Annotated in this window: 20 protein-coding genes; 11 read left to right on the top strand and 9 right to left on the bottom strand. The window is 73.5% G+C overall.

All coding sequences use genetic code 11. The features are described from left to right. Positions 1-43: 43 nt before the first annotated feature. Positions 44-1,267, top strand: coding sequence for an MFS transporter (locus tag EV378_RS09985; protein ID WP_243653371.1), 1,224 nt, complete (start codon positions 44-46; stop codon positions 1,265-1,267). Positions 1,268-1,351: 84 nt separating this feature from the next. On the opposite strand, the gene EV378_RS09990 is transcribed toward EV378_RS09985, so the two are convergent. Together EV378_RS09990 and EV378_RS09995 are read right to left on the bottom strand one after the other, a co-directional pair. Then, positions 1,352-2,314, bottom strand: coding sequence for an aldo/keto reductase (locus EV378_RS09990; protein ID WP_132423025.1), 963 nt, complete (start codon positions 2,312-2,314; stop codon positions 1,352-1,354). A 70-nt stretch (positions 2,315-2,384) separates the two neighbouring features. Next, positions 2,385-2,831, bottom strand: coding sequence for an anthrone oxygenase family protein (locus tag EV378_RS09995; RefSeq protein ID WP_132423028.1), 447 nt, complete (start codon positions 2,829-2,831; stop codon positions 2,385-2,387). Between the two features lie 91 nt (positions 2,832-2,922). Between EV378_RS09995 and EV378_RS10000 the strand changes: the two genes are divergently transcribed. Continuing rightward, positions 2,923-3,501: a TetR/AcrR family transcriptional regulator gene (locus tag EV378_RS10000; RefSeq protein WP_132423031.1), complete on the top strand. Its 579-nt coding sequence runs from the start codon at positions 2,923-2,925 to the stop codon at positions 3,499-3,501. 12 nt (positions 3,502-3,513) lie between these two features. Here EV378_RS10000 and EV378_RS10005 read toward each other — a convergent pair whose 3' ends face one another. Continuing rightward, positions 3,514-4,323: a TrmH family RNA methyltransferase gene (locus EV378_RS10005; protein WP_132423034.1), complete on the bottom strand. Its 810-nt coding sequence runs from the start codon at positions 4,321-4,323 to the stop codon at positions 3,514-3,516. A 128-nt stretch (positions 4,324-4,451) separates the two neighbouring features. On the opposite strand from EV378_RS10005, the gene EV378_RS10010 reads away from it, so the two are divergent. After that, positions 4,452-5,267 (top strand): crotonase/enoyl-CoA hydratase family protein, encoded by an 816-nt coding sequence (locus EV378_RS10010; RefSeq protein WP_132423037.1) that lies wholly within the window; start codon positions 4,452-4,454, stop codon positions 5,265-5,267. A gap of 85 nt (positions 5,268-5,352) precedes the next feature. Here the strand turns inward: EV378_RS10010 and EV378_RS10015 are convergent, their stop codons facing one another. Continuing rightward, complete coding sequence (locus EV378_RS10015; RefSeq protein ID WP_207908627.1) at positions 5,353-6,309, bottom strand: type IV toxin-antitoxin system AbiEi family antitoxin domain-containing protein; 957 nt, start codon at positions 6,307-6,309, stop codon at positions 5,353-5,355. Between the two features lie 123 nt (positions 6,310-6,432). Further along, on the bottom strand, positions 6,433-6,837 hold the full coding sequence (locus EV378_RS10020; RefSeq protein ID WP_132423040.1) for a DUF6069 family protein: 405 nt from the start codon (positions 6,835-6,837) through the stop codon (positions 6,433-6,435). A gap of 101 nt (positions 6,838-6,938) precedes the next feature. Here EV378_RS10020 and EV378_RS10025 point away from each other — a divergent pair, with 101 nt between their 5' ends. Continuing rightward, the gene (locus EV378_RS10025; RefSeq protein WP_132423043.1) at positions 6,939-7,454 is read left to right on the top strand and encodes a MarR family winged helix-turn-helix transcriptional regulator; all 516 of its coding nucleotides are present in this window, start codon (positions 6,939-6,941) and stop codon (positions 7,452-7,454) included. A gap of 177 nt (positions 7,455-7,631) precedes the next feature. Here EV378_RS10025 and EV378_RS10030 read toward each other — a convergent pair whose 3' ends face one another. The 3 genes from EV378_RS10030 to EV378_RS10040 all read right to left on the bottom strand — a co-directional run bounded on the left by EV378_RS10030 (position 7,632) and on the right by EV378_RS10040 (position 11,721). Beyond that, the gene (locus tag EV378_RS10030) at positions 7,632-8,831 is read right to left on the bottom strand and encodes a homogentisate 1,2-dioxygenase (protein ID WP_132423046.1); all 1,200 of its coding nucleotides are present in this window, start codon (positions 8,829-8,831) and stop codon (positions 7,632-7,634) included. 2 nt (positions 8,832-8,833) lie between these two features. Continuing rightward, positions 8,834-10,021 (bottom strand): 4-hydroxyphenylpyruvate dioxygenase, encoded by a 1,188-nt coding sequence (gene hppD / locus EV378_RS10035; protein WP_207908747.1) that lies wholly within the window; start codon positions 10,019-10,021, stop codon positions 8,834-8,836. 335 nt (positions 10,022-10,356) lie between these two features. Next, positions 10,357-11,721, bottom strand: coding sequence for a mycothione reductase (locus EV378_RS10040; RefSeq protein ID WP_132423052.1), 1,365 nt, complete (start codon positions 11,719-11,721; stop codon positions 10,357-10,359). Positions 11,722-12,374: 653 nt separating this feature from the next. Here EV378_RS10040 and EV378_RS10045 point away from each other — a divergent pair. Then, positions 12,375-12,644 (top strand): SRPBCC family protein, encoded by a 270-nt coding sequence (locus EV378_RS10045; protein ID WP_132423055.1) that lies wholly within the window; start codon positions 12,375-12,377, stop codon positions 12,642-12,644. A gap of 1 nt (position 12,645) precedes the next feature. Here the strand turns inward: EV378_RS10045 and EV378_RS10050 are convergent, their stop codons facing one another. Further along, positions 12,646-13,500 carry an SDR family oxidoreductase gene (locus EV378_RS10050; RefSeq protein ID WP_132423058.1) on the bottom strand — a complete coding sequence of 285 codons (855 nt, stop codon included), beginning with the start codon at positions 13,498-13,500 and terminating at the stop codon, positions 12,646-12,648. A 186-nt stretch (positions 13,501-13,686) separates the two neighbouring features. Between EV378_RS10050 and EV378_RS10055 the strand changes: the two genes are divergently transcribed. Genes EV378_RS10055 through EV378_RS10080 form a run of 6 tightly spaced genes read left to right on the top strand, consistent with a single transcriptional unit; the run spans position 13,687 to position 21,171 of the window. Next, positions 13,687-14,973, top strand: a complete 1,287-nt coding sequence (locus EV378_RS10055) for an MFS transporter (protein WP_165922220.1) — start codon at positions 13,687-13,689, stop codon at positions 14,971-14,973. Between the two features lie 47 nt (positions 14,974-15,020). Continuing rightward, a complete protein-coding gene (locus EV378_RS10060; protein ID WP_132423064.1) occupies positions 15,021-18,791 on the top strand; it encodes a sensor histidine kinase in 3,771 nt (1,256 codons plus the stop codon). Beyond that, entirely contained in the window at positions 18,788-19,216 is a 429-nt protein-coding gene (locus tag EV378_RS10065) for a roadblock/LC7 domain-containing protein (protein ID WP_132427675.1), read from the top strand. Before EV378_RS10060 ends, EV378_RS10065 begins: the two co-directional genes overlap by 4 nt. Further along, positions 19,216-19,599, top strand: coding sequence for a DUF742 domain-containing protein (locus EV378_RS10070; RefSeq protein WP_132423067.1), 384 nt, complete (start codon positions 19,216-19,218; stop codon positions 19,597-19,599). The genes EV378_RS10065 and EV378_RS10070 overlap by 1 nt, the downstream gene beginning before the upstream one ends. After that, positions 19,577-20,212 (top strand): GTP-binding protein, encoded by a 636-nt coding sequence (locus tag EV378_RS10075; RefSeq protein WP_132423070.1) that lies wholly within the window; start codon positions 19,577-19,579, stop codon positions 20,210-20,212. Before EV378_RS10070 ends, EV378_RS10075 begins: the two co-directional genes overlap by 23 nt. After that, positions 20,209-21,171, top strand: coding sequence for an ABC transporter substrate-binding protein (locus tag EV378_RS10080; protein WP_132423073.1), 963 nt, complete (start codon positions 20,209-20,211; stop codon positions 21,169-21,171). Before EV378_RS10075 ends, EV378_RS10080 begins: the two co-directional genes overlap by 4 nt. Positions 21,172-21,174 lie beyond the last annotated feature (3 nt).

The following is a 21,174-nucleotide window of genomic DNA, read 5'->3' on the forward strand; positions in this document are numbered from 1 at the left end:
GCCGGTCGAATCTTATCCTCGTGGCACGATGAAAAACCGTTCCGTGCCCCCAGCCATGGCGCTCGCCGTACTCGCCCTCGGCGGGTTCGCCATCGGAACCACCGAGTTCGCCTCGATGGGCCTCCTCCCCGACTTCGCCTCCGACCTCGGTGTGTCCGTTCCGACCGCGGGCTCGGCGATCAGCGCGTACGCGCTCGGCGTCGTCGTCGGCGCCCCGCTGCTCGCGATCCTCGGCGCCCGCTGGCCGCGCAAGCGTCTCGTACTCGTGCTGGCCGGAGCGCTGGCGGTCGCGAACGCGTCGTCCGCGGTCGCGCCGACGTTCGACGCGTTCCTGGTCACCCGGTTCCTGTCCGGTCTGCCGCACGGCGCCTACTTCGGCACGGCCGCCGTGCTCGGCGCGTCCCTGCTGCCGCACGCGCAACGGGCCCGCGCGATCGCCACCACGCTGTCCGGGCTGATGATCGCGAACATCGCCGGCGTGCCGCTCGCGACCTGGCTCGGCCAGACCGTCGGCTGGCAGGCCGCCTACCTGGGTGTCGCCCTGATCGCCCTGGTCACGGTCGTCGCGATCGCCCTGCTCGTCCCCGACGTCCGCGACGCGCGCCCCCGGTCGATCCGCGGGGAGCTGTCCGCGCTGCGACGCCCGCAGGTGTGGCTGACGTGCCTCGTGATCGCGTCCGGGTTCGGCGGCACGTTCGCGATGTTCAGCTACATCACGCCGACGCTGACCGAGGTCACCGGGTTCGCGGCGTCGAGCGTCCCGATCGTCCTGGCGATCTTCGGCGTCGGCATGACGATCGGGAACTTCGTCGGCGGGCGGATGGCCGAGAAGGCACCGACCCGCACGATCGCGGGCGGGATGGTCGCGACGTCGCTGTGCCTGTTCGGGTTCGCACTGTTCGCGCACGTCGCGTTCGCGGCCGTCGCGCTGCTCGTCGTGATGGCGATCTGCGGGCTCGGAGCGTCCCCGGCGCTGAACACCCGCCTGATGGACGCGGCCCCGGACGGCCCGACGCTCGGTGCGGCGCTGCACCACTCGGCGTTCAACGCGGCCAACGCGCTCGGTGCGGCGATCGGTGGCGCGGTGCTCGCCGCCGGACTGGGCTGGACCGCGCCCGCGGCCGTCGGTGGCGTGATCCCGCTGGTCGGGCTCGTCGCGCTGGCCGCCGCGGTGTACGTCGAGCGGCGGTCCGGCGGCCTGGCACCGGAGCGACGGGTCAGCGCAGCGCGTCCCGCGCGTCCATCGGAGCGAACCCCAGCAGGGTGAGCCCGCGCCGGTACCCGGTGGACCCGGCCGCCGCGCCGCTCGGCGGCGCGGCGGTCCGCGACGTCGCGCGGCCTCGTCGGACGGTCATCGCGCCGATGCGTCGCTCAGCGCCGTCAGCTCGTCCGGGGCCAGCTTGAGATCCATCGACGGCAGGATCGCACGCAGCTGGTCGAGCGTGCGTGCGCTGGCGATCGGGGCCGCGACGGTCGGCTGCGCGGCCAGCCAGGCGAGCGACACGGAGGCGACCGGCACGTCGTGCGCGGCGGAGACCTCGTCGAGCACGCCGAGCACGCGCTCGCCGCGGGCGTCCAGATAGGACCGGGCGCCCTCGGCACGTGCGGCGGCCATCCGTCCGGACGTGACGCCCGAGTCGACGTCGCCGCCGCCCGGCCGGTACTTGCCGGTCAGGAACCCCTTGGCCAGGCCGAAGTACGGGAAGCAGGACAGGTTCTCGGTCTCGACGAGCAGCGCATGGTCGCTCTCGTAGTCGCGCTCCATCAGGTTGTAGTGCGGCTGGACGGCGTCGAACCGGGCCAGCCCGTCGCGACCGGAGATCTTCAGCGCGGACCGCAGCCGATCGGCGTCGAAGTTGGACGCGGCGATCGCGCGGACCTTCCCGGCACGCACCAGCTCGTCGAACGCCGCGAGGTACTCCTCCTGCGGGGTGTCCGGGTCGTCGGCGTGCGCGTAGTAGAGGTCGATGCGGTCGGTCCGCAGCCGGCGCAGCGAGTCCTCGGCCGCGGCGACGATGTTCTCCCTGGCGAGCCCGGTCCGGCCGGGCAGCTTCCCGACCTTCGTCGCGACGACGACCCGGTCCCGGGTGTCGCGATCGGCGAGCCAGTTCCCGATGATCGTCTCGGACTCGCCGCCGGAGTTGCCCTCCGCTGCGGCCATGTACGAGTCGGACGTGTCCACCATGGACCCGCCCGAGTCGAGGAACGCGTCCAGCAGCGCGAACGAGGTCGGCTCGTCGGCCGTCCAGCCGAACACGTTCGTGCCGAGGCACAGTCCGGAGACCTCGAGGTCGCTGCGTCCGATCGTCGTCATGAGGTGCGGTTACCCGGATCACCTGCGCCGCATGTGTCGATCACGTCACGAGCGTGCGCGCCGGCCGACCTCACGCCAGGGCGGAGGCCAGCAGCGCGAACGCGGCGACGATCACGGCGACGCGGACGTGGTGGAAGCGGTCCCATCGGTGGATCTGGTCCTTCCAGTCCTCCGGCCGGTTCTCGGCGGTCCAGGTCTTGCTCCGGTTGTTGATCGGGACGAGCAGCAGCACCGACATGACCACGCTCACGATCAGCAGCCCTGCGGCGACGGCGACGAGTCCGGTGCCGGGTCGGGACCACGCCGCGACGACCCAGATCGCGCTCAGGACCAGCGAACCGACATACCAGAACGGCATGAGCGCGCCGAGCATCCGGCCGCCGTGGGCGCGGCCGAGCTGGCCGCTGTCGGCCGGGAGCCCGTCGAGAATCGGGTTGAGGACGAAGGCGACGGCGACCTCCACCCCCACCATCAGACCGACGACCACGACGGTGACGACCGCGAGTGCGCTGAGCATGGTGGACCCCCAGAGAATCTAGCGTTGCTAGCTGATGAGGCAACGCTAGACCTGCTGTTGCTCGATTGTCTAGCAGTGCTAGGTTCAGAGGGTGTCGGTACGGGAACGCAAGGAGCGTGAGTGGGCGGACCGTGAACGCTTCATCGTGGCGACGGCCCGGGAGCTCGCCGAGCAGCAGGGCTGGGACGCGGTCACCACGCGCAGGCTCGCGGAGCGGATCGAGTACAGCCAGCCCGTCCTCTACAGCCACTTCCGCGGCAAGCGCGAGATCATCGGCGCGGTCGCGCTCGAGGGTGCCGCCGAGATGGCCGCTGCGGTCCGGGCCGCGGCCTCCGCAGCCGACGGCCCGCGCGCCCGGGTCACCGCCGTCTCGCACACCTACCTCGACCTCGCCGCACGCACCCCGGCCGTCTACGACGCGATGTTCCAGCTCGACGGCGGCCTGACGTTCGCCGAGGAGCACACCCCGGAGCAGCTGAAGGACGCCTTCGCGGCGCTGCTGGAGAGCCTCGGGCAGGTCGCAGGGGACGGTGTCGACCCGGCCTTGTTCACCGAACTGTTCTGGGCGGCCTTGCACGGGCTGGCGACCCTGACCCGCGCCGGACGGGTGCCGCCGGAGAACGTCGAGCGGGGCGTGGAGCTGCTGGTGGACCGGCTCGCCGCCCTCTGACGCGGGAGCGGGTCAGGACCCGTCCGCCGCGTTCCGCTGGCGGGTCGCCTCGTACAGTGCGAGCGCGGCCGCGGTGGCCGCGTTCAGCGAGTTCACCGTGCCGCGCATCGGGATCACGACGGTCTCGTCGGCGTTCTCCAGCCACCGGTCGGTCACCCCGGTGGCCTCGGTCCCGACCACGAGTGCGGCCGGACCGCCCAATGTGGACCGGTCGAGCCGGGTCGTGCCGGCCGGCGTCGTGACCACGATCCGCAGCCCGCGCGCGCGGAGCCAGGCGAGCACGTCGTCGCTGTCCGCGGCGGCGACCGGCACCGCGAACACGGTGCCCTTGCTGGCGCGCACGACGTTCGGGTTCCCGAAGTCCGTCCCGGCCGACGCCGCGACCACCGCGTCCGCCCCGCACGCCTCCGCCGTGCGCAGCATGGCGCCGACGTTGCCCGGCTTCTCGATCCCCTCCGCGACGAGCACGAGCGGGTTCGCGCCGAGCTCCAGCTCCTCGAGCGGCCGCTCCGGCGCCGGGACGACGGCCAACCACCCGTCCGGCGACTCCCGGTAGGCGACCCTGGCGAACACGTCCCGGCTGACCGACGTGACCCGCGCGCGGCCGACCGCGTCGAGCAGGTCCGGCTCCCGGACCAGCGACGGCGCCCAGAACACCTCGGACGGCCGCACCCCGGCCTCGAGAGCCAGGCGCAGCTCGTCGTGCCCCTCGACGAGCGTCACGCCCGCCTCGGTCCTCGCACGCCTGGTGCGCAACCGCACCAGTGCTTTCACCCGTGGGTTCGCCGTGCTGGTCAGGTCGGCGGCGTGCGGGTCGACCATGCCGGGCAGCGTATCCCGGCGCCCGATCCGGTCAGCCGCCGAACACGCGGCACGGCAGCTCGACCGGTCCCCACCGGCCGGCACGTCATGGGTACCGTCCGGACCGGGCATCACGGGAGGAGACGACGATGGGTGAGCCGACGACGCTCGCGGTGGACGTGGACGGTGGAGTCGCGCGGGTACGGCTGGACCGCCCGGCGTCCGCGAACGCGATGAACCGTCCGATGTGGTTCGAGCTGCGCGACGCCGTCCGGGTGCTGGACGCCGATCCGTCGGTCCGGGTCCTGGTGGTCTCTGGGAACGGGAAGCACTTCTGCGCCGGGATCGACCTGGAGATGCTCGGCGAGCTGCGCGGAGCCGCAGGCGACGACTCGCGCGGGCACGGCGCCGACGAGCTGCGCCGCACGATCCTCGACCTGCAGGACTGCCTCACCGCCGTCGAACGCTGCCGCAAGCCGGTGATCGCGGCCGTGCACGGGGCCTGCGTCGGTGCCGGGCTGGACCTCGCCGTCGCCTGCGACCTGCGCTACGCGAGCGCCGACGCGCGGTTCGTGCTCAAGGAGGTCGACATGGGCCTCGCCGCCGACGTCGGTGTGCTGCAACGCCTCCCGCGCATCGTCGGCGAGGGTGTGGCCCGCGAGATGGCCTACACCTGCCGCCCGGTCTCCGGCACGGAGGCCGCGGCGCTGCGCCTGGTCAACGAGGTGCTCGACGACCCCGCAACGCTCGAGACCCGGGTCGGCGAGCTGGCCCGCGAACTGGCCGCGAAGAGCCCCCTTGCGCTGCGCGGCACCAAGCACGCGATCACCTACGCCCGCGACCACACGATCGCCGACGGCCTGGAGCAGATCGCCACCTGGAACAGCGGCCAGCTCCTGTCCGCCGACCTGGACGAGGCACTCGCCGCGTTCGCCGAGAAGCGCCCCGGCTCCTACCGCGACTGACCGCCGTCGCACAGGTTCGGGCGCCCTCGCACGCGCCCGGGAGCGTGCGAGGGCACCACATCCTGTGCGAGGGAGGTCCGGGCCCTTAGCCGAGCCGCGGCCGCAGGCGGGCCAGGACGGGCGTGAACGGCCGGATCTCCTGCCAGCGCCACCGCACGACCGTCCAGCCCTCGGCGCGGATCGCGTCCTCGCGCAGCTTCTCGCGGTACACCGCATCGCCGGGTTCCTCCCCGGGTCGGAGCAACCGGCCGTACTTGATCTTCCCGTCGAACTCGCCGACCGTGCGTCGCTCCGGCCAGGCGAAGTCCACGGTGGCGACGTGCACGCCGACGGCGTCGCGGATCTCGTACTGCAGGACGGGCACGGCCAGCCCGGCCGCGTCCATCGCCACCCGGCTGCGCGACTCGCCGGGACTGCCACTGCGCCCGTCGGCGAACGTGGCCACCCGCCGCGCGGCCGCCGCGCCCGGGCGACCTCCCGCGTCGGCGACGGCGGCGACGAGCTCGTCCGGCGTCACGAGCGGTGGCACGTCCCTGCGCGGTCTGGCCAGTGCCGCGTCGGCGACCACGACGGCCTGCTCGAACCCGTACGTTCGGGCGACGTCCACGACGGTCCGGGCCGGCGCCGTGACCCGCAGCGTTCCCGCGTCCCCCGGCAGCATCACCGACGTCACGTCGTGATCGGGCAGCGGCGCGGCACGGACGAGGAGCTCCGCCGACCGGCGCGCGCCCGACACCCTGGCCCGCGTCACGACGACCCGGTCCAGCGGCAGCCCCCAGCAGGGCAACCCGTGGACGGCCGCGGCCGACGCGTGACTGACGACCGCCGTCGGATCCAGACGGCGGACCACGGCCCGGACGCGGAGCACATGCTCCACGCGGCGATCGGCCGGGGCGGGTCCGGCTGTGGTGTAGGTCCCGCGGCCGAGCCGTCGCAGGTCGCCGCGGGTCACCATCCGGCGGATCTCGTCCGGCGACCATCCGGCCACCAGCAGCTCCGACCTCAGCACCACGTCCGGGATGTGCACCGGGCCAGCGAACACGGCCGGGACCGCGCCACGGAGCGGATCCGGCCGGATCGTTCGCTCCCGCACTCCCCCGCACGGACAACGGTGCCCTCGCACACGTCCGGGCGTGTGCGAGGGCACCACATCTCGTGCGAGGGATCAGACCGGGAGCACCCGCCGCAGCGCGACGACGGCGCTCGTCGCGACGACGGCGTGCATCAGCATCAGGCCCACCGCGTTGACCACGGTCGCGCCTCCGAGCAGCACCGCGACGTCCGGGATCCAGGTCAGGACGACGACGACCGGCACCAGCACCCGCAGCACGGCCGCCGGGCGTGCGGTGAACCGGCGGACCAGCGCCCATCCGGCCGCGCCGATCAGGATGCCCACGACGCTCGCGCTCAGGTACTCGGCCGGGGTCAGCCCGACGGGTGCGGCGCCGGGGCCGAGCGCCAGCGCCCCGGTCGCGATCACGGCGTTCACCAGCATCGCGACGACGGCGGCGGCGCCGATCGTGAGCAGGGCGCGGGTCGTGCGGTCGGTGGTCCGCGTGGCGGTGGTCATGGTGGTCGCTCCCCCTGGAGTGGTGGGTTGACTGTTCAACTCACTATCGATCCTGCTCTGGGTTGACTGTTCAAGTCAAGGCTTCTGCCATACTGACTTGCGTGTTCAACCCGACGACGGAGACGGACGACGCACCCGGCGGCGCGGAACCCCGCTGGCTCGACGACGACGAGCGACGGGCGTGGATCAACGTCTGCAAGGTGCTGCTCACCTTGCCGGGCGCGCTGGAGAGCCAGCTGCTGCGCGACGCGGACCTCACGCTGTTCGGCTACATGATCCTGGCCCGGCTCGACCACGTACCGGAGTCGACGCTGCGCATGACCGAGATCGCCGAGATGGCGAACGGGTCGCTGTCCAGGGCGTCGCACGCCGTCGCCCGTCTGGAGAAACGCGGCTGGGTGACCCGGACCGTGCACCCCGGCGCCGGCAGGCGGTACACGGTCGCCACGCTCACCGACGAGGGGCGCTCGCATCAGCAGGCCGCGGCGCCGGGCCACGTCGAGATGGTGCGCTCGCTCGTGCTGGACCCGCTCGGCGACGACGGTGTCCCCACGATCGGCGCGCTGTGCAACCGCATCGTGGCCGAGCTCGGCCTGCCGACCGACCCGCTCTACTAGACGGCCGGGCCGGCTCGCGCGACGGCGTCACCGTCCCGTTCGGACCAGGCCGGGATCGCCGCAGCGCCTCGCCCCGCACCGCGGAGGGCACCCCGGACCATGATCGGCGGGACCGGTCAGAAGACGCCACCAGCGGCGCGCTCCGACCAGTCCCGCCGATCATGCATGACCACGCGGTCAGCTCAACGGCCCACGGCCCGCCCAGGTCCAGGCGTAGGCGGGGTCCTCGCAGGCCCGGCCACCCTCACCCAGTTCGAGAGGACGGAACGTGTCGACCATGACGGCCAGCTCGTCGAACCGCTCCGCCCCCAGGGCCTTCTCGATCGCCGACGGTTGCGGGCCGTGGCTGTGTCCTCCCGGGTGCAGGGACACCGACCCGAGCGCGATGCCGGACCCCTTGCGCGCCTCGTAGTCCCCGCCGCAGTAGAACATCACCTCGTCGGAGTCCACATTGGAGTGGTAGTACGGCACCGGTACGGCGAGCGGGTGGTAGTCGACCTTGCGCGGCACGAAGTTGCAGATCACGAAGTTCTCGCCGGCGAACACCTGGTGCACCGGCGGCGGCTGGTGGACCCGCCCGGTGATCGGCTCGAAGTCGGCGACGTCGAACGTGAACGGGTACAGACACCCGTCCCAGCCGACGACGTCGAACGGGTGCTCCGGCACGACGTACCGGGTCCCGGCGTCCCCGCGCGAGCCGCGGTGCCGGACCAACACCTCGACGTCGGAACCGGAGACCAGCAGCGGACCGGTCGGACCGTGCAGGTCGCGCTCGCAGTACGGCGCGTGCTCCAGGAACTGGCCGTACCGGGACAGGTACCTGGCCGGTGGGCCGATGTGCGAGCTCGCCTCGATCACGTACGCGCGCAACGGGTCCGATCCGGTCGGGATCCACCGGTGCGTCGTCGAACGGGGCAGCACCACGTACGTCCCGGCCGCGGCGGTGAGCGTCCCGAACACCGTCTCGATCGTCGCCGACCCGGACTCGACGTAGACGCACTCGTCGCCGACGGCGTTGCGGTACAGCGGCGACGTCTCGCCCGCCACGACGTAGGAGATCCGCACGTCCGCATTGCCGAGCACCAGCCGTCGACCCGTCACGACATCCAGGCGCTTCGCGTCGAGGGAGTCGAACAGCGAGTGCAGCCTGAGGTGCCGCGGAAGCAGCGGCCGGTTCTCCGTGGTGGACCGGTCGGGCAGCTCCCACGGCGTCGCGTCGACGACGGCCGACGGCACGCCCGAGTGGTAGAGCAGCGACGAGTCCGACGAGAAGCCCTCCTCCCCCATCAGCTCCTCGCGGTACAGGTTCCCGGACGGGTCACGGTGCTGGGTGTGCCGCTTCGGCGGCACCGATCCCACGCTGCGGTAGTGAGGCATGTCTAGAAGTTCCCCCGACGGGCCTGCTCGCGCTCGATGGCCTCGAACAGCGCCTTGAAGTTGCCGATCCCGAACCCGAGCGAGCCGTGCCGCTCGATGAACTCGAAGAACACCGTCGGCCGGTCCCCGACGGGTGCGGTGAAGATCTGCAGCAGGTAGCCGTCCTCGTCGCGGTCGACGAGGATGCCGCGCGACTCGAGCTCCTCGATCGGCACCCGGACCTCGCCGATCCGCGCCCGCAGCGCCGGGTCCGTGTAGTACGACGACGGCGTGGGCAGGAACGTGACGCCGCGAGCCCGCAACGTGTCCACAGTGGTCAGGATGTCGTTCGTGGCGAGCGCGAGGTGCTGCACGCCAGGGCCGGCGTGGAAGTCGAGGAACTCGTCGATCTGGGAGCGCTTCTTCCCGATCGACGGCTCGTTCAGCGGGAACTTCACGCGGTGGTTCCCGCTGGCCACGACCTTGCTCATCAGCGCCGAGTACTCGGTCGCGATGTCCGAGCCGACGAACTCGGCCATGTCGGTGAACCCCATGATCCGGTGGTAGAAGTCCACCCAGGTGTCCATCCGTCCCATCTCGACGTTCCCGACGACGTGGTCGAGCGCCTGGAACACCCGCTTCCCACGCTCCACGGTGGACGACCGCGCGACGTAGCCGGGCAGGTACGGGCCCGAGTAGCGCGAGCGGTCGACGAGCGTGTGCCGGGTCTCGCCGTAGGTCGCGATCGCGGCCGTGCGCACCGTCCCGTGCTCGTCGGACAGATCGTGCGGTTCGACGAGCACGCTCGCACCCTGCGCGCGGGCGTGCGCCACGCAGCGGTCCACGTCCGGCACCTCCAGCGCGACGTCCACGACGCCGTCGCCGTGCCTGCGGTGCTGGTCGGCGACCGGGCTGGCCGGGTCGACGGCACCGCGCAGCTCGAAGCGGACGGCGCCGGAGCGCAGCACGTAGGCCTGGTGGTCGCGGTTGCCGGTCTCCGGACCGGAGTACGCGACCAGCTCCATGCCGTAGACGACCTGGTAGAAGTGCGCGGCCTGGGTCGCGTTCCCGACCGCCCAGACCACGGCGTCCCAGCCGGTCACGGGGAACGGGTCGCTCCCGGCGTCGTACTCGACGAGTCCGACGAGCCGTGACAGCTGCTCGGCGTCCAGCTCGGCCAGCCGTTCCTGGCTGGTCAGCGTGTTGTCCATGGTCATGCGAAACTCCCGGGTCTCGGGCGTGCCGTGGCGCGGCCGCGGGGTGTGCGGCCTCACGTCCACAGTTAGCACGCGCGCGCGTACCGGTCGACATCCGTTCGCGTTCCGGACGACCGCGCTACCCGGCACCATGGGTGACGACAGTCGCGAGCTCCACCTGCGCCGGGTCGACGAGCTGTGGTCCGGCAGCGCGCGCGGGCGACCTCGTCGCGGACACGCCCGTCGGGCGCCGGCGCGGACGGGCGAGACGCCGGACGGCCCGATGGAGTTCGTCGGGCACGACATCCTGCGCAGTTCGTCCAGTTCCGGGTGGTCAGCGCGCCGGCGGGCTAGACGTCCAGGTTCCGCAGCGCGTTCTCCACGACCTCGGACAGCGCCGGGTGGATCCAGTACTGCACGTCGGCCAGACGATGCGCCGTGACCTCCAGAGCCATGGCCTGCACGAGCTGCTGCACGAGCGTCGACGCCTGCGGGCCCATCAGGTGCGCGCCGAGCAGCCGCCCGGTCCCCGTCTCGGCGATGATCTTGCAGAACCCGGTCTCGTCCTCCATCGCCCAGCCGTAGGCGACGTCGGAGTACGGCTGCACGGCGACGGCGTAGGACAGGCGCTGGTCCCGGCACTGCTGCTCGGTGAGCCCGACCGTCCCGACCTGCGGCGACGCGAACACCGCCGCAGGGACCAGCGAGTTGTCGACGGCGCGCAGCGGACCGTCGGTCGTCAGGTTGTCCCCGACGACGTCGGCCTCGTGGTTCGCGACGTGCTTGAGCGGATGGTCGGTGCTGATGTCGCCCAGCGCCCACACCCCATCGGCAGTCGTGCGGCCGAACTCGTCGACGACGATGCGGCCGTCCTCGTGGGTGTCGACGCCGGCCGCCCCGAGGTTCATCCGGTCGCTGTTCGGCGTCCGGCCCGCCGCGACGAGCAGCATGTCCGCCTCGACGACCGCGCCGTCGTCGAGCATCAGCCGGACGCCCTCGTCGTCGCCGACGACCTGCTCGGCGGTCCGGCCCAGACGCAGGTCGAAGCGGTCCCGCACGGTCGCGGCGAAGTGCTCGGTGATCGTCTCGTCCATGCCGTACAGCAGCTCGTCGGCGGCCTCGACCATCGTGACCTCGCAGCCGAGCCCGCCGAACACGTGCGCGAACTCGGCCGCGATGTAACCGCCGCCGAGCACCGCGAGCCGGCGCGGCAGCGCGTCGATCCGCATGATCGTGTCGGACGTCTCGTAGGGCGCGCCGCCCTCGACGACCGGCGGCGGGACGATCGGGCGTCCGCCGGCCGCGAGCACGATCCGGTCCGCCGTGAACTCCGCCGTCGACCCGTCGGTACAGGCGACGGACATGGCGCGCGGACCGGTGAACGACGCCGTTCCGATGTAGACGGTGCCGTGGTCCTCGCGGTACTTGCGGCCCTCCTGGGCGATCGGGTCGAGGCGGGAGAACACGCGATCCCGGATGTCGGTCCACCGGACCCGGTCGACGCTCGCGTCGACGCCGAGCGTGTGCGCGCTCCGGACGGTCTCGGCGACCTCGGCGGCGTAGGCGAGCATCTTCGTCGGGATGCAGCCGACGTTCAGGCACGTGCCACCGAAGTGGGTGGCCTCGACGAACGCGACATCGAGGTCGGCGAACCGATGGTCGACGATCGTGTTCCCGGAGCCCGCCCCGACCACGACGAGATCATGATGTGGCACCCGCCGAGCGTAGGGCGGTTCCCGCCGACCGGCCATTCGGTCACCGACCGGCGCGGGCATGCGGTCGTCGGCGCGCGGCGTCGGCGCCCGTCCACGTCGGCCCCTCCGGAGGGTGGGCGAGGTGCCGGCGCACCGACTCCACCACGCCGGCGTCCGGTTCCGGCGGTGCCCCATCGCCCACGGCCGGGCCGCCGGACCTGGTTCCACGCGGAGAACGCTCCCGCCCGCGGAGAACGCGGCCGTCTGCGGTGAACGCGCCCGGGCACGGAGAACGCGGCCGTCCGGACGAGCGCGTGCTCCGGTCCGGCGTGCGTTCTCGCCGTCGTGGTCGCCGCGACGACCAGGTACCCGCCCGCCCGAGCGCCGCCGGACGGCCGCTTTGCTCTGCTCACCTCCACGCAACGGGGTCGGAACCCGGTCGTCCCATCCACTGGGCCGATCGGTGGTGTGCCCGTGTAAGCAGAGCAAAGCGTCGCTCCGGAGCAGGTCACGGACGTGGTCGCCGGCGCGTCCCGGCCGTTCCCGCGCGAGGAACCGGCTCGCGCGTGCGCCGTGACGGTCGCGGCACCACGACGGACCGCGCGGGACGGGAGCGATGAGTGCGGCTCCCGCGGGCGGTCTCCCGTCCCGAAGCCGGAATCGAGAAGGAGCCCATGTCCGAGGAGACCGTGAGCGTCGCGCTGCACGTCGACGCATCGCCGGAGGCCGTGTTCGCCGTGCTGACCGAGCCCCGGTCCCACCCCGCCATCGACGGGACCGGTTGGGTCGTCGCGGCACGCGCGTCGGAGCGGATCACCGGGAACGGCCAGGTGTTCCGGATGGGGACGTACCACCCGAACCACCCGGACATCGCGTTCCCGCCGTTCACCCCCGACCATCTGCGGAACTCGCTGCGCAACCTCGCCGGGCCGGCGACCGCCTGAGTCACCCGAGCGCGGCGCGGACGGCCTCGACGAGCGGCGTCGACGGACGGCCGACGAGCGCCACCAGGTCGGTGCTGTCGACGTCCAGGTCGCCGCGGGAGATGCCCTCGTCGAGCGCGCCGACGAACTGCGCGGTGCCCTCGTCCAGGCCCGCCCCGGTGAGCGTCGCGACGAGCTCGGCCGGGGTCACGGACGTGTGGACGACGGTCCGTCCGGTCACCTCGGTGATCGCCGCGGCGAGATCGCCGAGGGTCACCGGCGGGCCGGCCAGCTCGTAGGTGCGCCCGGCGTGCGAGTCGTCGACGAGCGCCGCCGCGGCGGCCGCGGCGTAGTCGGCACGGGTGGCCAGGCCGATCCGCCCGTCGCCGGTCGCGGACAGGATCGCGCCGCGCTCCACGTACTCAGCGGTCCGCGCGGTGTAGTTCTCGGCGTACCAGTTGTTGCGCAGCACCGTGGTCGCGACGTCGGCGGCCGCCAGCAGCTCCTCGGTCGCCTTGTGCTCCGGCGCCAGCGGGAGCGACGACGTGTCCGCGCGCGGCAGGCTCGTGTAGACGATCCGCCCGACACCGGCCGCCCGGGCCGCGTCGATCACGTTGCCGTGCTGGGCCACCCGCCTGCCGACCTCGCTGCCGGACACGAGCAGCAGCCGGTCCACCCCGTCCAGTGCGGTCGCGAGGCTCCCCGGCTCGGAGTAGTCGCCACGGCGCACCTGCACGTCGCGGGCCGCGAGACCGGCCGCCTTGTCCGGGTCGCGCACGATCGCGACGATCTCCCCGGCCGGTACCCCGCGCTCCAGCAGAGCCTCGACCGCAAGGCCTCCCAGGGGGCCGCTGGCCCCGGTCACCGCGTACGTCATGACACTGCCTTCCTCGCGTCCGTCGTTCCGGTGCGGTCAACCCGGACGGCCGCGCGGAGCTTCCCGGCCATGATCAGCGTCTCTTTGTGACGCTGTGTAGGCTCCGCTCCCGGAGGCGACAGCACGATGAATCGCACGTCGGAAACGGCATCACCCACGTCCCTGAAGCGGACCGCTCTCTACTGTGTGGGAGCGGGTTCGGTCGAGTGGTACGACTTCTTCCTCTACGCCACGGCGTCCGCGGCGATCTTCCCCGCCGTGTTCTTCGCCGAGCTCGGGCCGACCGGGAGCCTCTTCGCGTCGTTCCTGACGTTCGCGCTCGCGTTCGTCGCCCGGCCGCTCGGCGGTTTCGTGTTCGGCCCGATCGGCGACCGCATCGGCCGCAGGGCCGCCCTCGCAGCCGGCACCGTCACGATGGGCGTCGCGACCGTCCTGATCGGACTCATCCCGTCGACGGCGTCGATCGGCATCGCGGCGCCGATCCTGCTCGTGATCCTGCGTCTGGTGCAGGGGCTCGCGCTCGGCGGCCAGTGGGCGGGATCCGTCCTGCTCCTCACCGAGCAGGCCCCCGCCGGGCGGCGGGGTTTCTGGGGCAGCATCGCCCAGCTCGGTTCGCCGATCGGCGGTCTCGTCTCCAACGCCCTGTTCTTCCTGTTCGCCGCCGTGCTCTCGCAGGACGCGTTCCAGTCGTGGGGCTGGCGGATCCCGTTCCTGCTCAGCGTGCTGGTGATCGGTCTCGGTCTGGCGCTGCAGCTACGCCTGGACGACTCCCCCGCGTTCCGCAGGATCAGCGCGGCGTCCGACCGCTCGCGCACCCCGGTCCTCGAGGTACTGCGCACCCGCTGGACCGGCGTGCTGCTGGCGGGCGGCACGTTCGTCGCGGCCAGCGCGAGCCTGTGGGTGTTCGTCACGTTCATGATCACCTACGGGTCGAAGAACCTCGGGCTGCCGCAGTCGACGATGCTGCTGCTGGTCACCGTCACCCAGGCGTTCCAGATGGTGTCGATCCCGCTCGCCTCGGCGATCTCGGACCGGGTCGGGCGGCGCCGGGTGTACCTGGTCGCGGCCGTCGCGAGCGCGGTGTGGGCCTTCCCGGCGTTCCTGCTGATCGACACCGGCTCGGCGGCGCTGGTGGCGCTCGCGCTGGCCGTCGTCCACCTGATCCTCGGTGCGATGTACGGACCGCTGGCCGCGCTGTTCTCGGAGATGTTCGGCACGCGCGTCCGCTACAGCGGCGCGTCGCTGGGTTACCAGCTCGGCACCGTCCTCGGTGGTGGTTTCGCCCCGATCGTCGCGACGGCGCTGTTCGCGGCCAGCGGGACGTCGCTGGCGATCGCGGGGTACCTCGTCGCGATGTCGCTGATCACCGTGCTCTGCGTCTCGCTGGTTCGCGACATATCGGGTGAACCGTTGCACGACGGTGGACCGGCGGCTGCCGGCCAGGATTCGTCGACATACAGTGAGCAACGCTAATCAGTGACGGGCGCGTGGCACGCACGCCGCGCGCGGAGGGGGTGGGCGTGACCTCGTCCGACGGCGACCGCGCGCGGGACATCGATCCGCGGGCGGCCGCACCCCGCGGCCGTGGGCTGCGCAACTGGCGCGTCCGCTCCCGGTTGATCGCGCTGATCGCCGTCCCGACCGTCGTCGCGCTCGCGCTGGGCGCGGTCGGTGTCGGCGGTGCGGTCTCCGCCGCTGCGGCCTACGGGCGCGTCGGAACACTGGCCGACGTGGCGGCGGCCCTCACCACGTCCGTCGGTGACCTGCAGTCCGAGCAGTCCGAGTCGGCCGCCTACGTCGGGGCGGGCCGCACGGCCGACCGGTCCCGTGCCGTGGCCGACGCGCAGCGGCGCACCGACGAGGGCACCGGCCGGCTGCGCGCACTCGCCGCTGGCATCGGCGACGCGTACCCGGACTCCACCCGCGACCGGCTCCGCCGCGCCCTGTTCCGCCTGGACACGCTGCCCGCGCTGCGTACGGCCGTGACGCAGGGACGGCTGCCGGCGGGCGTCACGGTCGACCGCTACGACACGGTCGTCACCGACCTGCTCGGGCTCGACGACGAGATCGCCCAGGAGGGCACCGACCCGGAGCTCTCCGCGTCCGTGCGCGCGCTCGGTGCGCTGTCCCGGTCGCGCGCCGCGCTCGCCACGCAGCGCGCGCTGCTCGAGTCGGCGCTGCTGGCCGGCGGTTTCGAGCCGGGCGGGGCCGCCGCGTTCTCCCAGGCGATCGCCGACCAGAACGGCGCGCTGCAGCAGTTCCGCACGTCGGCGTCGGTGCCGCAGTCCCAGGCCTACGACGACATCGTCGCCGGCGCCGACGTCGACCAGACGAGCGCCGTCCGCGACGGCATCACGGCCGGCCGCCCGCCCTCCGGCGGTGCGGCTGCGGCGGGCAGCTGGGAGGCGTCCGCCACCGGGACGCTCGGCAAGGTGGGCCGGGCGGAGTCCGCCCTGGTCACGGCCGTGTCGGACCGCGCCGACCAGCTCCGGTCCGACGAGGTCCGCCAGGCGTGGATCATCGGGATCGTCGCGCTCGCCGTGATCCTGATCGTGCTGCTCGCGACGACGGCGGTGGCCCGGTCGCTGGTCCGGCCGCTGCGGGCGCTGCGGGACGGCGCGCTGTCGGTGGCCGAGCGGCGGCTGCCGGACACCGTCGCACGCCTCGACCGCGAGGACCCGGACACGGTGGACACCCGGGTCGAGCCGATCGCGGTACACAGCGCCGACGAGATCGGCGAGGTCGCCCGGTCGTTCGACGCCGTGCACCAGGAGGCGGTACGCGCCGCCGCCGGTGAGGCCCGCCGTCGCGCCCAGGCCGGCGCGCTGTTCGTCACGCTGTCGCGTCGCACGCAGTCCCTCGTGGACCGTCAGATCGAGCTGATCGACGATCTGGAACGCGGCGAGGAGGACGCCGACCGCCTGGACAGCCTGTTCCGGCTCGACCACCTCGCCACCCGGATGCGCCGCAACGGCGAGAACCTGCTGGTGCTCGGCGGGCAGGAGCCGGTGCGCCGGTGGAACCGCAGGCTCGGGCTGCTCGAGGTGCTGCGGGCCGCGCTGTCCGAGATCGAGCAGTACCCGCGTGTCGACGTCGGCGACGTCCCGGACGTGACGCTCGCCGAGAGCGCGGTGAGCGACGTCGTGCACCTGCTGGCCGAGCTGCTGGACAACGCGACGGCGTTCTCCTCGCGACAGTCGCGTGTGGACGTCTCCGCGACGGCGCTGCCGGACGGCTCCGCGCTCGTCGAGATCACCGACCGGGGCATCGGGCTCACGGCGCAGGAGTGCGAGGAGCTCGGCAAGCGGCTCGCCGCGCCGACCGAGGTCGGCGTGGACGCGTCCCGCCGGATGGGCCTGTACGTCGTCGGGCGGCTCGCGGCCCGGCTCGGCGCGCGGGTGTGGCTGGCGCCGGGCTCGCCGCGCGGGGTGACGGCGTCGGTGACGCTGCCGGCGGCGGTGCTGACCGAGGACCCGGCGGAGGCGGTGCCCGGCCCGCGTCCGGAGCCGTCCGGCACGTCGGAGGGGGCGTGGATCGGCGAGCGCTTCTCGAAGGCGATCGCGACGCCGGGACCGGGCGCGGACAGCTGGTTCGGCGGGGCGTCGCTGGCCTCCGCCGCGCCGACGCCGGGCTCCCCCGCCGCGGCGGCTCCGGAGTCGGAGGCGGCCGGGGCGGCGGCGTTCGTGCCGACCGCCAGCGGGACCACCGACGCCGGTCTCCCGCTGCGCCGGCCGGGCGCGAACGAGGTCCCCGGCACGGGAGGCACCTCGCCGTCCGACGAGCCGGACGAATCCGTGCCGCACGGCCGGGCGGTCGCCGGCAGGCACGCGGCTCCCGAGCCGGAACGGGCACCCGTCGATCCCCGGCCGGACGCCGAGGCAGCCGACCGCTCACCGGACGCGATCCGCGAGCGCTACGCCCGCTACCAGCGCGGACGCCGTGGCGCTGCCGGAGCCGGCACTGGCCCCGCCTCCGGTGCGACGACCGCGGGTCCGGACCCGACGCCCGTCACGGAGGCGGACGCCGCGTCGACCGCGGCCGCGCCGACACCACCGGCCGCGACCGAGCCGACACCGCCCACCACGTCCGCGCTAACACCGCCCGCCGCGGCCGCGCCGACACGGCCCACCACCTCCGAGCCGACACCGCCCGCCGCGGCGGCGCCCGGGTCCACCTCGTCGGGTGCGACCGCATCCGGGCCGCTGCCGTCCAGCCCGGTCTCCGACGCCGCATCCTCCGGTCCGAGCTCCGGACCCGGGCCGTCCGACCCGGCGTCCGGGACCGGTCGGGTGGAGGGATCGATGTCCGGCCCTGCCGACCCGGCGTCGCCGGACTCCGCGCCGACCGAGCGCTCCGGCGGGCTCGGGACCGCCGCGGGCGTCGGCGCGGCGGGCGCCGTCGCGGCCGGTGCCGCATGGGCCGCCTCGCGTGGGGGCGCGGACCCCGCCGGGACGGATGCCGCAGGCACCGCGGAGGACACCGGGAACCGGACGGCTCCGTACGACGGATCGGCGGAGGCGCCGCCGACGACCCCGATACCCGTCGTGACGTCCGGGGACCGTGCGTCGACCCCGTCGACCCCGGCGACCCCGTCGACCCCGTCGACCCCGGCGACCCCGGCGACCCCGTCGACCCCGTCGACCCCGGCCGCGACCGGCCCGTCGCCCACCGAGCAGGTGACGGCCGACACCACGACGGGCGCGCAACCCGGCGCGGACGCGGTGACGCCGGGCGAGCCGGACCCCACGGCGGCGCCCTCCGGCCCGCCGAGGCCCGTGATGCCACCGCGGTCCGGCGCGCCGGCGCAGCCCGGCACCGGCACCTCGCCGCCGACCGGAACGCAACCTCGGCCCGGCCCCCCTGCTCCGGAGGGCGCCCCGGCACCGGACGCGACGACCGACGCGGGGACGACCCCCGCCGGAGCGGATCCGGCGGGCGGCATCCCGGCACCCGACGTGCCGTGGGGCGCGGACGCCGTGCGCGAACCCACCGCGGCCGGGTCCACGACGTCCGGGCTCCCGTTGCGGGCGCCGGGCGCGAACTACGTCCCCGGAGCCGTCCCGGACGGCGACGGCCCGAACGGCCCGGACAGCACCGACGGCACCGACGGCACCGACGGCACCGACGGCACCGACGGCACCGGATCAGGCCGGCAGGACGGCAACGGCGCGACGACACCCGCTCATGGCGACGACCGCCTCGCGTGGGACCGCTCGGCCGAGGCGATCCGGCGGCGGTTCGCCGCACACCAGGAAGGACGACGGCGCGGAATGGAGAGGACCGGCAGATGACCGAATCCACGACGGCTCAGCCGGGCGGTCAGGACTTCGACTGGCTGCTCAGCGACTTCGTCGAACGCGTGACCGGCGTCGCGCACGCCGTCGTCGTGTCCGCCGACGGCCTGCCGATGGCCCGCTCGGCCGAGGTGCCCGCGGACCGGGCCGACCAGCTCGCGGCGATCACGTCCGGGCTGAACAGCCTCACCTCGGGTGCCTCGCGGGTGTTCCAGGGCGGCCCGGTCGAGCAGACCGTCATCGAGATGCGGCACGGGACGTTCCTGGTGACCGCGATCGGGCAGGGTGCGGCGCTCGCCGTGCTGACGTCGCCGACGTCGGACATGGGTCTCGTGTCCTACGAGATGGCGCTGCTCGTCGAACGGGTCGGGCGGGGCATGTCGCCCGCGTCCCGCACGCCGCAGGAGACCGGGAAGAACTGATGACCGAGCCGGACCGCGGCGCGGACCGTCACCGCCCCGGCGGCGACGGTGCCCCGCGGTCCCCGGTCCGCCCCTACGCGCTGACCGGCGGCCGCACGGCGCACGCGGACCTGCCGCCGGAGACCGTGGTCGCGGCGACGGTCCAGGACCGGCCGCCCGGCTCCGGCCACTCCCCGGAGGCCACCCGGATCCTCGAGCTGTGCCGCCCGTGGCGTTCGGTGGCCGAGCTCTCCGCACTGCTCAGGCTCCCCCTCGGCGTGGTGAAGGTCCTCGTACAGGACCTCGACCGCGACGGCGCCGTGCACCTGCACCATCCCTCGCACGCCGGCGAGGACACCGACCAGTTGGAAAGGGCCCTGCGTGAACTCCGCAAGCGGATCTGAGGGTGCCGGCACCCGTCGCCGGTCCCGGCCGGTCACCCCGCTCAAGATCGTCGTGGCGGGCGCGTTCGGGGTCGGCAAGACGACGTTCGTCGGCGCCAGCTCGGACATCACCCCTCTCACCACGGAGGAGGTGATGACCGCGCCGTCCGAATCCGTCGACGACCTCGGCGGGCTCCCGGACAAGCGCACGACGACCGTCGCGATGGACTTCGGCCGCCTGGACCTCGACGACGACCTCGTGCTCTACCTGTTCGGCACGCCCGGCCAGTACCGGTTCTGGTTCATGTGGGACCAGCTCGTGCTCGGAGCCGTCGGCGCGGTCGTCCTCGTCGACACGCGACGGCTGATCGACTCGTTCCCCGTGCTGGACTACTTCGAGCGGGCCGGGCTGCCGGTGGTCGTCGGCGTGAACGGCTTCGACGGGCAGTTCCCCTACTCCGAGGCCCAGATCCGGGAGGCACTGGCGCTCGGGCCGGACAAGCCGATCGTGCAGTGCGACGCGCGCGACCGCCGGTCGGCGACGCGGACGCTCGTCACGCTCGTCGAACTCGCGCTGGCCGGTCGTGCGACGGCCGGCACGGCGTCGGCCACGCCGGACGGGGCGCGCGGATGATCCGCACCCGCGCCGGCGCCGTCCTCGCCGCAGGGCTGGCGCTGCTGTTGTCCGGATGCTCGCAGGCCACCTCCGCGCCCGCGGACGCGCCGCCGGAGAAGGCGTCGATCACGGTCACCGGTCTGCCCATCGTGGACACCGCGCCGCTCTACCTGGCCCAGCAGGAAGGGCTGTTCAAGGCCCAGGGCCTGGACGTCACGATCCGGACGCTGCCGTCGTCGAACCAGTCGTTGCCGGGGCTGGCCGACGGGAGCGTCGACATCGCGGGCGGCGGCAACTACGTCACGTTCTTCGGCGCACAGGCCCGCAAGGACGCCGACCTACGGGTCGTCGCGGAGGGGGCGCTCGCCTCCCCGGGGCTCGACCAGGTCGTGACCCGTCCGAACAGCGGGATCGACGCGCCCGAGCAGCTCGCCGGGCGGACGATCGCGGTGAACACGCCCCCGCCGAACATCCAGACGCTCACGCTCGGCCGGGTACTGGCCGCACGCGGCGTGGACCCGGACTCGGTGAAGTACGTGACGATGCCGTTCCCGCAGGCCGTCGCCGCGCTGAAGGCCGGGACGCTGGACGCGGCGTGGCTCGTCGAACCGTTCGTCACCCAGGCCGAGTCCGACTTCGGCGCGCTGCCGCTGATCGACCCGACGAGCGGCCCGACGGGGACGTTCCCGCTGGACGGGTACTTCACGACGGCCCGCTTCGCCGAGCAGTACCCGGCGACGGTGCGGGCGTTCCGGAGGGCGATCTCGCAGGCATCCGAGATGGCCGCTGACGACCAGCGGGTGACCGGGATCCTGCCGACGTACACGACGGTCTCGCCGACGACGGCCGGGATCATCACACTCCCGGACTACCCGACGACCGTGCAACCGGCACGATTGCAGCGTGTACTGGACCTGATGGCCCAGTCCGGCATGCTCGGACAGCGACTGGACGCGACCACGCTGGTGACGCAGTGACCG

Source organism: Pseudonocardia endophytica, assembly GCF_004339565.1.
Lineage (GTDB): Bacteria > Actinomycetota > Actinomycetes > Mycobacteriales > Pseudonocardiaceae > Pseudonocardia > Pseudonocardia endophytica.

Coding starts and splice junctions, on each gene's coding strand:
- EV378_RS09990 (WP_132423025.1), bottom strand. CDS start 2,314: ATGACGACGATCGGACGCAGCGACCTCGAGGTCTCCGGACTGTGCCTC.
- EV378_RS09995 (WP_132423028.1), bottom strand. CDS start 2,831: ATGCTCAGCGCACTCGCGGTCGTCACCGTCGTGGTCGTCGGTCTGATG.
- EV378_RS10005 (WP_132423034.1), bottom strand. CDS start 4,323: ATGGTCGACCCGCACGCCGCCGACCTGACCAGCACGGCGAACCCACGG.
- EV378_RS10010 (WP_132423037.1), top strand. CDS start 4,452: ATGGGTGAGCCGACGACGCTCGCGGTGGACGTGGACGGTGGAGTCGCG.
- EV378_RS10020 (WP_132423040.1), bottom strand. CDS start 6,837: ATGACCACCGCCACGCGGACCACCGACCGCACGACCCGCGCCCTGCTC.
- EV378_RS10030 (WP_132423046.1), bottom strand. CDS start 8,831: ATGCCTCACTACCGCAGCGTGGGATCGGTGCCGCCGAAGCGGCACACC.
- hppD (WP_207908747.1), bottom strand. CDS start 10,021: ATGGACAACACGCTGACCAGCCAGGAACGGCTGGCCGAGCTGGACGCC.
- EV378_RS10045 (WP_132423055.1), top strand. CDS start 12,375: ATGTCCGAGGAGACCGTGAGCGTCGCGCTGCACGTCGACGCATCGCCG.
- EV378_RS10050 (WP_132423058.1), bottom strand. CDS start 13,500: ATGACGTACGCGGTGACCGGGGCCAGCGGCCCCCTGGGAGGCCTTGCG.
- EV378_RS10065 (WP_132427675.1), top strand. CDS start 18,788: ATGACCGAATCCACGACGGCTCAGCCGGGCGGTCAGGACTTCGACTGG.
- EV378_RS10070 (WP_132423067.1), top strand. CDS start 19,216: ATGACCGAGCCGGACCGCGGCGCGGACCGTCACCGCCCCGGCGGCGAC.
- EV378_RS10080 (WP_132423073.1), top strand. CDS start 20,209: ATGATCCGCACCCGCGCCGGCGCCGTCCTCGCCGCAGGGCTGGCGCTG.